11 protein-coding genes are annotated in these 14914 nt (G+C 40.1%); 8 read left to right on the forward strand and 3 right to left on the reverse strand.

Annotated features, from left to right (window positions below):
* Window positions 1–2180: tetratricopeptide repeat protein (locus G4P69_RS13920; protein ID WP_208350326.1), on the reverse strand; the 2180-nt coding region annotated here is incomplete at its 3' end.
* Window positions 2181–2604: 424 nt separating this feature from the next.
* Between G4P69_RS13920 and G4P69_RS13925 the strand changes: the two genes are divergently transcribed.
* Window positions 2605–3537, forward strand: coding sequence for an RluA family pseudouridine synthase (locus tag G4P69_RS13925; RefSeq protein ID WP_208338628.1), 933 nt, complete (start codon window positions 2605–2607; stop codon window positions 3535–3537).
* Window positions 3538–3736: 199 nt separating this feature from the next.
* Window positions 3737–4075, forward strand: coding sequence for a hypothetical protein (locus G4P69_RS13930; protein WP_208338626.1), 339 nt, complete (start codon window positions 3737–3739; stop codon window positions 4073–4075).
* Window positions 4076–4171: 96 nt separating this feature from the next.
* On the opposite strand, the gene G4P69_RS13935 is transcribed toward G4P69_RS13930, so the two are convergent.
* Both G4P69_RS13935 and G4P69_RS13940 read right to left on the reverse strand, forming a co-directional pair.
* Window positions 4172–5296 carry a site-2 protease family protein gene (locus G4P69_RS13935; protein WP_208338624.1) on the reverse strand — a complete coding sequence of 375 codons (1125 nt, stop codon included), beginning with the start codon at window positions 5294–5296 and terminating at the stop codon, window positions 4172–4174.
* A gap of 350 nt (window positions 5297–5646) precedes the next feature.
* The gene (locus G4P69_RS13940; RefSeq protein WP_243902083.1) at window positions 5647–5952 is read right to left on the reverse strand and encodes an Rpn family recombination-promoting nuclease/putative transposase; all 306 of its coding nucleotides are present in this window, start codon (window positions 5950–5952) and stop codon (window positions 5647–5649) included.
* A gap of 209 nt (window positions 5953–6161) precedes the next feature.
* Here G4P69_RS13940 and G4P69_RS13945 point away from each other — a divergent pair, with 209 nt between their 5' ends.
* The 6 genes from G4P69_RS13945 (at window position 6162) to hpsE (ending at window position 14904) form a co-directional block, all read left to right on the forward strand.
* On the forward strand, window positions 6162–6527 hold the full coding sequence (locus G4P69_RS13945; RefSeq protein WP_208338620.1) for a hypothetical protein: 366 nt from the start codon (window positions 6162–6164) through the stop codon (window positions 6525–6527).
* Between the two features lie 290 nt (window positions 6528–6817).
* Entirely contained in the window at window positions 6818–11146 is a 4329-nt protein-coding gene (gene hpsA / locus G4P69_RS13950; RefSeq protein ID WP_208338619.1) for a hormogonium polysaccharide biosynthesis protein HpsA, read from the forward strand.
* Between the two features lie 268 nt (window positions 11147–11414).
* On the forward strand, window positions 11415–12104 hold the full coding sequence (locus tag G4P69_RS13955; RefSeq protein ID WP_208338617.1) for a hypothetical protein: 690 nt from the start codon (window positions 11415–11417) through the stop codon (window positions 12102–12104).
* A 56-nt stretch (window positions 12105–12160) separates the two neighbouring features.
* Window positions 12161–13177, forward strand: a complete 1017-nt coding sequence (locus G4P69_RS13960; protein WP_208338615.1) for a PilW family protein — start codon at window positions 12161–12163, stop codon at window positions 13175–13177.
* A gap of 4 nt (window positions 13178–13181) precedes the next feature.
* Window positions 13182–13769, forward strand: coding sequence for a prepilin-type N-terminal cleavage/methylation domain-containing protein (locus tag G4P69_RS13965; protein WP_208338613.1), 588 nt, complete (start codon window positions 13182–13184; stop codon window positions 13767–13769).
* Window positions 13770–13908: 139 nt separating this feature from the next.
* Window positions 13909–14904 carry a hormogonium polysaccharide biosynthesis glycosyltransferase HpsE gene (gene hpsE, locus G4P69_RS13970; RefSeq protein WP_208338610.1) on the forward strand — a complete coding sequence of 332 codons (996 nt, stop codon included), beginning with the start codon at window positions 13909–13911 and terminating at the stop codon, window positions 14902–14904.
* Window positions 14905–14914: the final 10 nt, after the last annotated feature.

The raw sequence follows: 14914 nt of genomic DNA on the forward strand, positions 1-14914 counted from the left end.
TCTGCATCTTGTTTATATCTAGGATTGAGGTTAATTGCTAGTTGTAAATTTTTGACGGCTAGCTCTACGTGTCTTTGTAGTGCATAACAAGCTGCTTTATTGTAATAGGTATTGGCGTCGTTAGCATTAATTTCCAAAGCCTTGTCAAAGCTTGCGATCGCATCTTCATCGCGCCCCAACCTAACAAGAGTATAGCCTCGCTTATTCCAAGCTTTATACGACTCAGGCTTAAATTCAAGCACTTTATCAAAAGATGCGATCGCCTCATCGTATCGCTCTAACTCTTCTAAAGCAAGTCCTTGGTTCAACCAAGCAACTGTATCATCAGGCTTAATCTTTGTCGCTTGACTAAAAGATGCTAAAGCTTCTTCATGTCTTCTTAAATAGCCTAGCATAACTCCCCGATCACACCAAGCTTGATGATCATCAGGCTTAAGTTGAATTGCTTTGTCATAAGAGGCGAGGGCACTTTTATAGCGTTTCAACCTGCCTAGAGTTAAGCCTCTTTTCAGCCACCCAATAGGTTCTTCTGGCTGCAGTTTAACTAATTTATTATAAGCTGCGAGTGCTTCTTCATAACGCTTTTGAGAAAAAAGAGTTTCTCCTTGTTTCAAATAATCCTCAGCCGTTAATTTTTCCTCATTCTCAGATAAAACTAACGCCCCTGGTTGTTTAGGTAATTTTTCTTTTGGTTCTTCTCCCTTCACAGTTTCTATAACTGGTACAGCTTCTATAACTGGTATGGAAGAAGGTTTCATTGAAGAAACTTTTTGAATAATTCTCTGCTTTTGTTGTTGAGTATCTGTCTTTATTTTAGATAATTGAGCTACAAACTCTGATTCTAATTTTTCAATACGTTGGACAATTAAATCCTTTTGTTGTTGAGCATCTATGTGTAAGTCAGAAACTTGAGATGTAAACTCTGATCCTGTTTTTTCTAAATTTTCAATAACTAAGTCTTTTTGTTTTTGCGCATCTATTTGCCATTTAGAAATTTGGACTAGAAATTCTGAATGCAAATTTTCTAAATCACTAAAAATCTTATCCTTCTCCTGTTGCGCGTCCGAATGAAATCCAGACAGTTGAGACTTAAATTCTACTGCTAGTTTTCCAAAAATATCTATAGTTAGATTCTTTTGTTTTTCTGCATCAACTAGCCAAGAAGAGAGTTGGGATAAAAATTCTGATTGAGCTTTTTGTAAATTTCCTATTGTTGTTTCTCTTTCGTTTTCTACTTCTGACTGAATTCTTTGTAAGTTTTCTATTACTATATTTTTTTCTTCTTGTAATTCTGATTGGGTTTTTTGTAAGTTTTCTATTGTTGTGTCTCTTTCTTTTTCTACTTCTGATTGAATCTTTTGTAGATTCTCTCTTATTATATTTTTTTCTTCTTCTGTTTTTGACTGCCAACCAGAGATTTGACTAGTAAAATCTAGTCTTGACTGTTCTATCTTTTCAAGAACTATATCCTTTTGTTTTTGAATACCTAATTGTATTTCTGAAACTTGATTGCCAATGTCTGATTCTAATTTACCAATCTTTTCAATAGTTGTATTACTTCTTTGTCTTGTTTTCGTTTCTAACTCAGATATTTCGGACGCAAATCCCGATTCTAAATCTTCTATATTTTGTTTTGATTTCTGTATTATTCCTTCTAACTCTATTAATAATTGTTCTTTAGATTGATTTATAGTTGACTTGGTAAATACAAAGTTTTCGTTTTCTGCTTGTATCTTTTGTTTCAGTACTCTAACTTCGTTTTCTAAGTCATTACTTATACTTTTAGATTGTTTTATAATTCTTTCGGCTTGTTGTTGAACAGCGGCTAGCTGGTTTTGTAACTCTCCCACTTCTTCAAGTTGTTCCATGGCTTTATCGACAATCTCACGGATTACAACCCGTCTTAGTAGCCAAAAAGAAGCAATCACTGCCACTGGAAACAGCGTCAGTATGACTAGCCAAATATTTAGTAAAATACCTGTACGACCAAAAGCACGATCAACATCTGCTTCGACTTGTTCTCGAATTCGGTCTGCTTGTTGCATTTGCGTCAGTTTTTCCTGCTCTTGAGCAGAAAGTACAGGCTGGGCACTGGCAAGACCAACAGAGATGAGAAAAGGCAAAAAGACAATAGTGCTTTTCAGCACCAATGCTAAAACGACATGTTTCTTGCTGTTCATAAGAACTATCTTACCACCCTTACTTTGTTGGTCAATTCTAGTAAAAACAGATGTAATCCCTAGTTTAGCACCCCTGTCGAGGTCGCTGGCGTTTCTACGAGACTAAATATTTTTCTACGGTGGTCGAAATTCCCATAATGATTTATCCTCTTTCAAAGAACTTTGATCTCGCATTCTCTGTGCTGGATTGATCTAAGGGTGCAAAAACCTGCCGTTTCATTTTTCCCAGAGTTTTGGATAAACGACAAGGTATTTATGGACTCAAGAATTTCATCGCCAGATAATCTTTGTAGAGATAAACGGCTGTGTAACCCTATCGTTCGATTTGTTTAACATAACTTAAAACCGCTATAAATGATGTTGTGGCCGAATTAATGAGGGTTCAAGTCCCCTCTATTCGCTGTCCCCTCTTTGATATCAAGACGTGATCAACAGCCAACCAATATTGTTACAAGTTGAAGAAAACAGCGATCGCCTAGACCGCTACCTTTCTCAACATCTACCAGATTTATCTCGTTCTCGCATTCAACAGTTAATCGAACAAAGTCACATCCAACTTAATGGCAAGGTCTGCACATCTAAAAAGACAATGGTTAAAGTAGGCGATCGCATTACTTTAGAAATACCAGCCGCCGAACCACTCAAGCTACAACCAGAAGATGTTCCTCTCGATATTCTGTATGAAGATGATTTTCTACTTATTCTCAACAAACCCGCAGGCTTAGTTGTTCATCCTGCACCTGGTCATCCAGATGGTACTTTAGTGAACGCCATTTTAGCACACTGCCCGAATTTACCTGGAATTGGAGGAGTTCAGCGCCCGGGAATTGTGCATCGACTGGATAAGGATACAACGGGAGCGATCGCGATCGCCAAAACTGAAATTGCCCATCAACATCTGCAAATGCAACTAAAAGCCAAAACAGCACGCCGAGAATACCTTGGGGTTGTGTATGGCGCGCCTAAAACAGAAAGTGGTACCGTCAATGTGCCTATTGGTCGCCACCCAGTTGACCGCAAAAAAATGGCAGTTGTTTCAACAGAACAAGGAGGACGACTTGCGGTGACTCATTGGAAAGTTAAAGAACGATTAGGAAACTATACATTATTGCACTTTCAACTAGAAACCGGACGGACTCATCAAATTCGTGTTCACAGCGCCTACATGAATCATCCCATTGTCAACGATCCTGTGTACAGTTCTGGTCGTTCAGTGGGGGTCAATTTGCCTGGTCAAGCGCTCCATGCCTGGCAACTAAGTTTACAACATCCAGTGTTTGGCAATTGGATCGAAGTCACCGCCACCCCTCCTGTAGAGTTCACCACATTGGTAAACGTGCTGCGACAACGAGCTTGATTTTGTTTATGTACGCCTGGTTGAGTGATATTTGCATCATTTGTAACGCTTGTCAACCATCTAAAAGTCGATGTACTTACGTAATCAATGACATAAACTTTACCGTGGGTCAAAATTGTTTCATAATTTAACTTGATACTTGAGTGTAACAAGATAGCTTCCTTGAGAACATTCAAAACGCAGGAGGATCCCTTATCGCATGATGCTAGGCAAATTTAAGTTAATCAAGGATTTGTCTGAACTCGAACGACTCAGCAGTTCAGAGAATGATTACAACCGTGTAGATCAGTCCGTCACTTACTTCAACTCCGGAGCGGAAAAGGTCACAAAAGCTTTTGTCAGTGGTTTTAACGGTTTTTACCTAAAAATCTGTGAAGATTTTGACCTTTTTTGCGAGTTTTTTACCCTAGATCCTACTGATCCATCAGCATTACAAAAATTTTATCAGTTTAAGCAACTAGCAAAGATTATCAATCAATTTTCTTTACAAGAATTAATATCAATGATCAGTTGGGGATGGAAACGGGATAGTAAATAGGGAGCTCTTAGCAGAGGAGCAGGGGAGCAGGGGAGCAGAGGAGCGAGTAAATACCCCATGCCCAATGCCCAATGCCCCATGCCCCATGCCCAATACTCAAGCAGGATTAGGTTGTGTTTTTTGGTACAGTAAGTTAATTACAGAAGCTTTTTCGAGGATTCCAACTAACGCGCCATTGTTACGAACCACGGGAAGCGCAGATAGCTTTTGTTTTTCCAGTAGTTCTACGACTTCCAACAAAGGTTGATCAGATTGCACTGTGATAGATTTTTCAATTGGTCGTATGAGATCTATAACTTGCTTTTCTGACCATAGTCTACTAGGAATAGAACGTAAGTCATCAACAGATATGACTCCTACCAGTTGTCCATTATCATCAACTACCAGGAACCGACGCCAGTTTTGCGAATTCAAGAGTTGTTCATCAGCAAACTCTCTTAGGCTAAGATTAGCAGATACAATCGGGCTGTCTGGGGTAATAGCATCAACTGCTGTCAAGTTTGTCAGATGTTCTTGAACTCTAGCAAATTGCGCTGCATTACCTGCATTTTGCAATAAGAAGAAACCAACTAGTAAATTCCAAAAGTTACCAAAGCTACCAAATAGTAGTAGTGGTAGTAATCCAGATGCGATCGCCACCCAACCAAATATTTGCCCTACTCGACTTGCAAAAACCACTCCCTTATAAGGATTACCTGTAATTTTCCATACAATTGCCTTGAGTATATTACCACCGTCTAAAGGCAAACCAGGAATGAGGTTAAATAGTGCTAATGCTAAGTTAACAGAAGCCAATACACTCAGAATTGCTGCAAATGGTCCTGATGCAGCTGTAGCAAAACCAATAGCTAAAAATATAGCGAATAGTAATAGGCTAACTAATGGACCTGCGATCGCAACCCAAAATGCCTCTGCTGGAGTTTTAGACTCTTTCTCTAAGCTTGCTAAACCACCAAATATAAATAGAGTTATTGATTTTACATCAATATTCTGCCTTTTTGCTGCAAAGCTATGTCCTAATTCGTGAGCAACGACAGAAGCAAATAACAATAACGCTGTCATCAATCCCAGTACTAACGTCAATCCTCCCGACAATAGAGGGAATTGCGCTCCTAATCCACTACTATAGCTCCAGGTTACCAAACCTAGAACTAAAAACCAGGATGGATGTACATAGAAGGGGATACCAAACAGGTTTCCAACGCGAATCGTTCCATTCATAACGTTCACCAGCGATTTTAGGTTCAAGAGGTTTCTTTTCACCTCTCTTGATGTCCTTATCGTAACGAAATATTAAGCAAATTTAATCTTTGTAACGGTAGTGGTGTCCGTCAGTTAAGGTGTGGTAAGCCGATGCAATGATAAGGGGTAGGGTGTGTTAGGCGCATTTCAAAGTATGGTTTTCCACCAATTCACTAATTTTTGCGCCGTAACGCACCGCTGCATTGTAGAGGAGGGTTTAAATTCAGCCACAAATTCCAGGTGCGTTACGGCTTCCTATCACGCACCCTACAGTTAATTTACTTTTCTTCATATATATTTAATTTTTTTCGCCGATCTACTTAGTTGCTTTATTCTTGCTTAGCATTAGTTTTCGCTGCTACCAATCGAACTACCTGAACATCTAAACCTAACGCCTCAGCTATTTGTTCTACAGTCGCACCCAAATTCAACATAAAAGGAACTGCTTCTAATTTACCTTCTAGTTTGCCTTCTAATTTTCCTTCTAATTTTCCTTCTAGTTTGCCTTCTATTTTTCCTTCTTCCTTGGCTTCTTGATAAACTTTAGTTTGTTTCAACTCACTAAATCCAAACATTTGCTCAATCTCCTCTCGACTTTTTTGGGGAAATTTATAGATAATAATCGTTTCTATCAATTCGAGAAATTCCCGTCGGGCAATTTCCGATTAGCAAAATATCTTTCTAAGGATGCTATCACAGTGCTACTCTCGTTTTGTGCTGCTGTTGCAGGTGCGTTATTGCCGTTATTATTCGCTAAATCTTCTGAATCTAACTCAAAACCCTAATCTTGCGTTGCTTCCACAATCTCTGGGATGTAAAAATAGAATAAATGAGCTATTTGTATATGACAGACAAGACACCAGAAGATTATATTAACGCTATGCGAACCGCCTTATCGACGGGTAACTTGTCGTCAGCACAGCAGCTTTCGATTGAAGCTGTTAAGCATTACCCAGATAATGAGGACATTAAGACCACTGCTCATATTCTTGCACCAACCACGGTAACAGTAAAGCGTAGAAATGATATAGATCACCAAAGTTTGAAAAAGAGTCGTGCTTGGGTAAGTCAGCAGCGTCGCGATCGCCACTACCTCAATCAATGGGTAGGAGTAAAAGATGGTGAATTATTAGCTACAGGTAATTCTATTGATGATTTAATTGACCAGATAGGTGATACAAGTGGGGTATTGTTAACTGTAATCTATTAATGGCGCTGCTCTTATTTCCTGACGGATTTGTAGGGGCGTAGCCTATGGCTTCCCGCAGGGTATAGCATTCGCCCTGAGAATACACGATAACACCGATTCCCCCTCACAGTGAAGCGCGACTGGAAAAATCCTCGTCGATTCCTCTCAATGTGCAAGTTGTGACAGCGTTGATAGTTTTTCTAAGCAAATGGGTATTCTCATACCATCAGCAGACAAGGGAAAATCCCGATGTCGTTGCTGGAATACCGTGCCATAAAAAAGCACATAACTTTGGTTCTAATAGCACATCTATGACCAAGAACAGATACACCAGAGCATTTGCCACGGGCTTTATAAAAAAAGTTGTCAAATTAAAGAAAGTTATCAAAATCCTAATTCTCCGCCTGTTGCGAATTTTCCTTGGAAGTCGCCGCAGACGGTATCTTCAAAGTGGGTTTGTGCTACCAACAACAGTTATGGTGCTATTAGTTGTCACCTTAGTAGTCACAACGATAATTTTCCGCACTTTCACTCGCACCAGTCAAGTTATCAGCGAACGACAGCAGCAGGTTATTTATAATTCAGCTACGCCAGCAATTGACAGAGCCAAGTCGAAACTGGAGTACCTTTTCAGACAGGATACTCGTTTACCGGCTGGGATACCTTCAGATAGCACTCTCCAGAGTATGCTTGAAGCACCAAGCAGTGGTACTGATACTTATACACTACCTGATGAGACGCGGCTATCAAATTTCAAAGATGCCAATAATAATCCTGGCATTGGCTGGTATTTTACACAAAATAACAAAACCATCGCTTACGCAATTATTTTTAGAAAACAAGCAGTAAATTCAAGTGGTACTACTGTAGCCAGTGTAAAAGATAGTGCTAGTACCAAGGCTCCTTACCTTGTTGTTCGTAATGGTCCAGTCAACACGACTAACTCATCTACAAATAGCTGCGGTGGTGCAATTCAATTAGCATCAAATGAAAAAGATTGGGAACCTATTACTTCTGCAAGCTTAGCCAAAACTTTTCAAGTCACGGCGTTGGTTGTTGATAATGCGAATAAAGCAAATAGAGCTGTATCGACTTTAGAGTTACAACAAGATAAACAAGCCGATAAAGGTAATAAATGGGGGGCCTACTTCCGTGGTGACATAGAACTATTTCAGGGACCAAGTTTCCGATGGAATGGGGCTATGCATAGTGATGGTAGTATCTTCCTTGGACCTTATGGTAATTTTAAATCTTACTTAATTAGCTCTCCATCTTCTTGCGTCAATACTTCTGCAAATGATTCTAAAGTCACAGCAGGTCAGTATACTGATAGCTCTGGTAATATTACTTTTCAAGGTCAATTTATAGCAGGCAGACTCAATCGCCAAGACTATGGTGCTACAACAAATTTTGACTTATTTAATGGAACTGGTATTGCTCCAACAGAGAATCAACCATTTACATTATCAGCAGATTCTGTAAAAGATTCTGCTCAAACTTCCAATACAGCTGATTATGCTGTCGATCCAGTAGCTTTGTTTACACAAGGTACTTTTCAAGCCCGAGGAACAGATAAAACAAACGCAACAAATAGAGATACTAATTGGATAACAGGAACTCTCTACACTAAAAAAAGGGTTTTCAATGAAGACGCGACTCCACCTTATTTAGATGATACTTATCGGGCTGACGATCGCTATGGACCAAACCCTACTTACGATGGTAAATCGATATCAACAAGTCAACTCCCAATACCAACAGGGAAAAAAGTTGGCGATTCTATCACTTCTACTGATGCAAATTATAGCGCTCTGACTAGGAATACACCTCCAGATGCAAGAAGTCCAGAAGCTCTAGGTTTAGATGGATATTGGGAAAGACGAGCAGTTACAGGGGGTTTGCGAGTGATTGTCGGACAGCGCTTGGAATTGGGTAATCCGCTAGCGCTTCCCACAAACCCTGTTACGCCTAGTGGTATGGGTAGAGAACACGAGTTTCTCCAACGTCGTACCCAAAGAGATAATCTAGCTGCAGTTCAAGCAACTGCTGTCTATCATTACAAGAGTGGAAGTGGAACTACTCCTGTTGCTTGCATAGCAACTACCGTCCATCCAGGCACTGCAAAAACACTTCAATGGGGTGCTACGTTTGAAACTATAACATTCAAACGAAATGTTGTTACAACTAACCAAACCACAGGTGTGACAACAACTACGGCGAGCAACTATTCCCCTATTATTAGCAATTTTTTCATGGGTAGAGGAACTAATGGCTGGGAATTTAGTGTTCCTACCAGTAGTACTGTTCTCACTAAAGCGCTAAACAATCTAGCAAATTTTGCTGGAGATCCCAAGGGTGCTTTTCCTCCTACTCAAGAAGCAGCAACAGGCGTTATGCACCCATACTCTGTAATGACACAGTATGGCGATTTTTCCAATCTGCGTCGCTCTCTTTCGGGTTCTAGTATTGCCGATCAATCTTACATGGATACGGCAAGTTGTATGTTAGGAATGCTGTCTTATAATATCAGCTACCTCAACGCATACGATTACAACCTCAACTGGGATACGACTGATTCATCTGTTAAGTTGTTGGATGAGTTAAATACCGCACTAAGTAGTATTACTGCAAGTGCACCAGAGGATGCTATCAATCAGTTGGAAGGGACGAGTCATAACTTAGCTAACCTAGCAAGGCTAGTTGCTACTAAGGAACAAGTAAAACGCGATCGCCTGAATGGTACTGGTTACACCTGCGATTTTACAACTGTTAATTCTACTGCGACTTCTCTTAACATATTGTGTCCAACGGCCAACAAGTACACAGCTTTGTACTACCTTTTTCCAACAAGTAACCATGCTGAAGACAGATCAGACTCATACATCACAGGTTCAGGAGTTAACCCAACATCTTTAACTGACCGTTACCAACTCATTAGCGACACAGATTTATCAACTATCAGTACACAGCCAACTCTCCCAGCTAGTTGGAACACCCCAAATTTTGCCCTTACTACAACACAAATAAATTCTATCCCTGGTCAACCGGGCAGTTTACCCAATAGTAATCAAGTAGGGTTAAATAACTTAGTCAAGTATATTGATGCAACAGCTTCCCAGACATACTACCAAGTTGCCTTCAAAGATGCTGCCTTATTTAACGGTCGGGAAATGATGAGCGTGCGAGTGCTGGATCTAGATTTAAACTTGCTGAAAAGCACAAATGCTCCTGGTGGTGACAAGTGGCTACCAGTTAACGATACCACTGCAACCGATCCTAATGCTCCTCCTCCAAATGGTATTGTTTACACTTTTCGGGAAGATGCGGTTCGGGAAGATGCGATCGCCAGACCTGCAGGAGCAGCAATGAATGCAAAACCTAGCAGTCTTAGCGATCCAACTATCACTAGTAGTCTTGGTATTAGTACCAAACCTGTAGATTATTATCCTGATCCAGACCGTCGTCCTTATGGATTCCGTTTAAAAAATGGCTCCAGTATAAATCGTGGTACAAACTCTGCTGGGATGTCATTTATTTCAGATAATCCTGTTTATGTTCAGGGAGATTTAAACCTGCATAGTAGTGATGGTACTAACGCCTCTAATAAATTATTGGAGGAATTCACGCAAAAACTGGATCCAACTAACTGGGACAACAACAGTTCACCTTACACATCATTCTACCAGAGGACTACGAGAGATACGAATTTTGCTCAACCCTCAACAGATTACTGGCGTCCTACAGAGATTTTAGCTGATTCTTTTACTATCCTGTCAAGTAACGCCTGTGATGGCAGTATCGAAGATGGAATTATTTATCCTGGAGCTTATCCAAGTTTTAACATAGCTAATAGCTATGGTTGTAGCACTGGTGCTAACTTTACTTCTTACCTCAACCAAAATCGTCCTTACTTTCCCATCACCAATAACACCGTGTTTGGCACTAATACTGCTGCTAATAGTAGTAGTTGGGTACGAGAGAATCCCTATGACGCTACCTCGCCAATTATAATCTCCCAAAATGGCAAGCCATATTATTGTACTGTCAGTAATAGTACGACGCCTTGTTCTTCTAGTAACACTAAAGAATATGAACTTCTCAGTACGGGTGACTCTAGTTACTCCCACAGCTACCTGAGATTCTCTGATCAAGATGGGGCTTGTGGTGTGGGTAGCAATAGAAAATGTGTTGCTAGTGCCACTCAAACTCGCGTGAATGCAACTATAGTCCAAAATATAATCCCATCTCGTGCTCTCCAATCTTATGGCGGCTTTCACATGTTCCCTCGGTTAAATGAAACTTGGAGTGGACAGAATCTATTCCTATCTGGAGCTTTCATACAATTAAAATTTAGTACCCAAGCCACTGGTACTTTCGATCAAGATTCTTGGGAACCTGGTCAAAGTGCGATCGACAGTGAGTACACTTGGTACTTTCTACCACCAAACCGACTTTGGGGTTATGATGTTGCGCTGCAATATCAAACGGCTGGTCCAGTATCTCGACGCTTTACCATTCCAGGGAATACCCGCAGTGAAATTTACAATGAACTAGCCTTAGATGACCCATACATCTTAAAACTACGCTGTGCAAAAGACAAAGATGGAAACAAGATTGATTCTATTGCTAGTTGTTCTTAAGTAGTTGAATACAATTTACAGGGAATAGGAAATTGTAGGTTGGGTTGAGAATTGTAGGTTGGGTTGTAGCTTGCTTCCCCGTAGGGGTACGAAGTGAAACCCAACAAACTCTTAAAAATACCGGGTTTCTAAAAATGTTGGGTTACCCTGCGGGAAGCCGCTTTGGGCGTCTACGTTCCTCAACCCAACCTACATACTCAACTACGTTCCTCAACCCAACCTACATACCTACATAGCTGCTTAAAACTGCAACCTAAAGGAAAACAATATGCTAAGGAACTTATATCAAGCAACACGGCTAAAAAGTCATATTAAGTTACAAAAGCTAGTTGCAAAAAATCCTTCCGAACAAGGATTTACAATTATGGAATCTCTGATGGCAATCATAATAGTTACCATAGTTGTTGTAGCAATCACTCCTCCGATTTTTCTAGCTGTAGCTACTCGTATTCAAAATCAAAAAGCTCAACAAGCAATGCAGCTAGCTCAACGCCAAGCTGATCAAGTACGAGCATTGATCGAGAAGGGAAATTACACTGATACCGATTTACCGCCTGATGCAGGAACAGGTCAACCCGATGCAGTAGCTGCACCTACAACCTTTAGTTCCTGCACAAGTAATTTTGCAAGTGCAAGTTCTGGTGCTTGCAGCTTCAAAGTAAATAGTGGGAGTAACCCTGACTTTTATGTACAAACTTTCCGTACAAAAACATTAGCGGCTGGAACCCCATCTCAAACAGTTGGATTTTACTTGGGGGTAAGAGTGTACTCAGCGCTGGCTAACGGACAATCAGGTTTACAAACAACCCAAGCCTCACTTAAACTCACCACTGAGCAAGGAAATCAGCGTAAGTATCCTTTAGCTGTAGTCTATACTCTAATAGTGCGCAACGATCTCAAAGATTCTCTAACTAATTATAGGAATTTTTTAGCAACACCTTCTCCATCGCCTACTTGAGCAATAGGAGTTTTAGTTTTTACTTTTGCTTTGTTCGCTCATAGTGGAGATAGAAAATGCGTACAAAAAATCTAAGATTGTTATTGAATTGGTTATGGGTCTATTCTAAAAGGAACAAAAACAAGGGGTTTACCCTGATTGAACTTTTAGTAGCACTCATAATTGCGTTTCTGATTATTTCGGTTCTGTTATATCTGGTTGTAGATCTGTTGCAAGCTGATGCCAAAGAATCAGCTCGCAGTGAAACTCAACAGGAAATGCAAATGGCTCTAGACTATATCGCCAGAGAATTGCGTGAGGCTGTGTATGTCTATGACGGCAATTGTATGAAGACAACAGCCCAAGGATCTGCTGGAAACGCCAATTATTGCCCAGGTCTGCTTAATTATATCCCTACATTTACTAATCAAACGCCTATTCTAGCTTTTTGGAAAGCGGAAACAGTTACTGATAACGACATGCCTAATTGTACTGGGGTAAGTACATCAAAACAACAGGAGTGTCAGGATCTTCAGGTTAAGCGCCGCACCTACACATTGGTAGTTTATCTCCAATCAACTGCTAACTCAAGCAACACTTGGAGCGGAAAATCTAGAATTACCAGGTACGCTTTGCGCAAATATAAGACTCTTAGCAGCTTTACCCAATCTGAAGGATATGTAGACCCTTCGGTTGAGAATAGTACCACTTTCCAAACTTGGCCGGTTGATCCTAAAACCGGGACGAACCTACAATCTCAATCACCATTAAGCAGTAATTCTCCTGATGTTTTAGTCGATTTTGTCGATTCTCCAACTGCAACTGTTACGGTTCCTGCATGTGATTCAACGAAAGTTCCTACTCCTAAGTCTACATCTACAACTGCTAGTTCTAATAGTTTCTTTGCCTGTATAAGCAGTGTGGTTCCAACTACGACAACAGTAGTCACAACTCCAAGTGGTATTAACCAAGATGTGGTTCTTTATTTGAGGGGTAATGCTAACGGGAAACCATCTGTTACAAATGATAGTTTCCGTCCAGCTTTACAAACTCAAGTACTTATTCGTGGTGTTATTAACAAAACTCCCCAATAATAAAATGAACAAACAACTAAATAGAGGGAATAGAGTAGAGAGATTTTTTGGTGGTGCGCCGTACGTGCAACTGTTTTTAAAGGATTCCGAAGCTGGTTTTAGTCTCATCGAACTACTGACAGTGCTTGCTTTGCTCGCAGTGCTAGCGGCGATCGCTGTTCCTGGCTGGCTAGGATTCATGAACAGACAGCGCTTAACTACAGCAAAGCGTCAAGCTGTGGCATTAATACGTGATGCACAAGCGAATGCTCGGCGAGCAAAAACCTCTTGGCAAGTTTGCTTAAGTGATAATGGTACTCAAGTACTTTCTTATGTTGGTCCTGTCCCTTCTACTAACGATTGTCAAGGTGCAAACAATGAGGCTTTAATTGGACAAGGCTCTAGTGATATTAAATTTCAGTTTACGCCTACTGGGTCTTCTACATCAACAACAAGCTATCGTTTACAGTTTAATTACGATGGTTCCATAGCAGATACAAGCCAACTCGGTAAAATTACTTTCATGCCTCGAAGTAAAGGTAATTATAAAGCCTGCGTCAGTGTTGACACTTTACTAGGTGCGACTCGTGCTGATCAAAATGCTTGTAACTAGTTAATTTGGGAAAGATATTATTCTTACATGTGATATGGAATACATTTTTTTGTGGAATTAAAAATCGGGGAAAAGACGGGATGTTCAAATCATGTTACACTTTAAAATGAATGTGTAAAATGCTTTTCTAGCGAGTCTAATGACTACACAAATTGACTTTACTGTAGCCATACCAACATACAACGGTGAAACTCGGTTGCCTGAATTGCTGGAAAGACTGCAAAAGCAATTTTGCACTGAAGACTTCTCCTGGGAAATTATTGTTGTAGATAACAACAGCAAAGACAATACAGCTAAACTAGTACAAAAATACCAAAAATATTGGCAATTTCCTTTTGCCTTAAAATACTACTTTGAACCCAAGCAAGGAGCAGCATATGCTCGTAAACGTGCTATTGAAGAAGCCAAAGGGAATTTAGTCGGTTTTCTAGATGATGATAACTACCCAGAATTAAACTGGGTTGCAAGAGCTTATGCTTTTGGTCATAAGTATTCAAAGGCAGGAGCTTATGCTAGCCAAATCCATCCTGAGTGGGAAGTCAAGCCACCAGAAAACTTTCAACGGATCGCTCCATTTTTAGCCATTACAGAAAGGGGCGATTTGCCATTACTGTATGAGCCTCACAAAAGATTGCTTCCTCCCTCCGCTGGTCTTGTTGTTCGTCGACAAGCTTGGTTAGAAAGCGTACCAAATTACCCTATTTTAACAGGTAGAGTCGCTGGCAATATGCTAACCAGTGAAGATTTAGAAATGTTGTCTTACATTCAAAAAGCAGGATGGGAAATTTGGTACAATCCGGAAATGAAAATTTATCATCAAATACCAAGTTGGCGTTTACAAAGGGAGTATTTGATTCCGTTTATTCGGGGTATTGGGCTAAGCCGTTATGTTACGCGAATGGTGAATATCAATCCTTGGTTTAGACCAGTTGCTTTTCTTGCTTATATGCTTAACGACGCCCGTAAAATAATTTTTCACTTACTCAAATATCGTCTAAAAGTCAAAACAGAATTAGTTCCTGCTTGCGAAATGCAACTTTTTTTAAGTAGTTTTATTAGTCCTTTTTATTTATGGAAACAAGGTTATTTGAAAAAAACCGCCAAGGAAAAACAAGAAATAATCAATGAGCAGTGAGTAAAGAAAT

This window comes from Aetokthonos hydrillicola CCALA 1050, from assembly GCF_017591665.1.
GTDB classification, from domain to species: Bacteria; Cyanobacteriota; Cyanobacteriia; order Cyanobacteriales; family Nostocaceae; genus Aetokthonos; species Aetokthonos hydrillicola.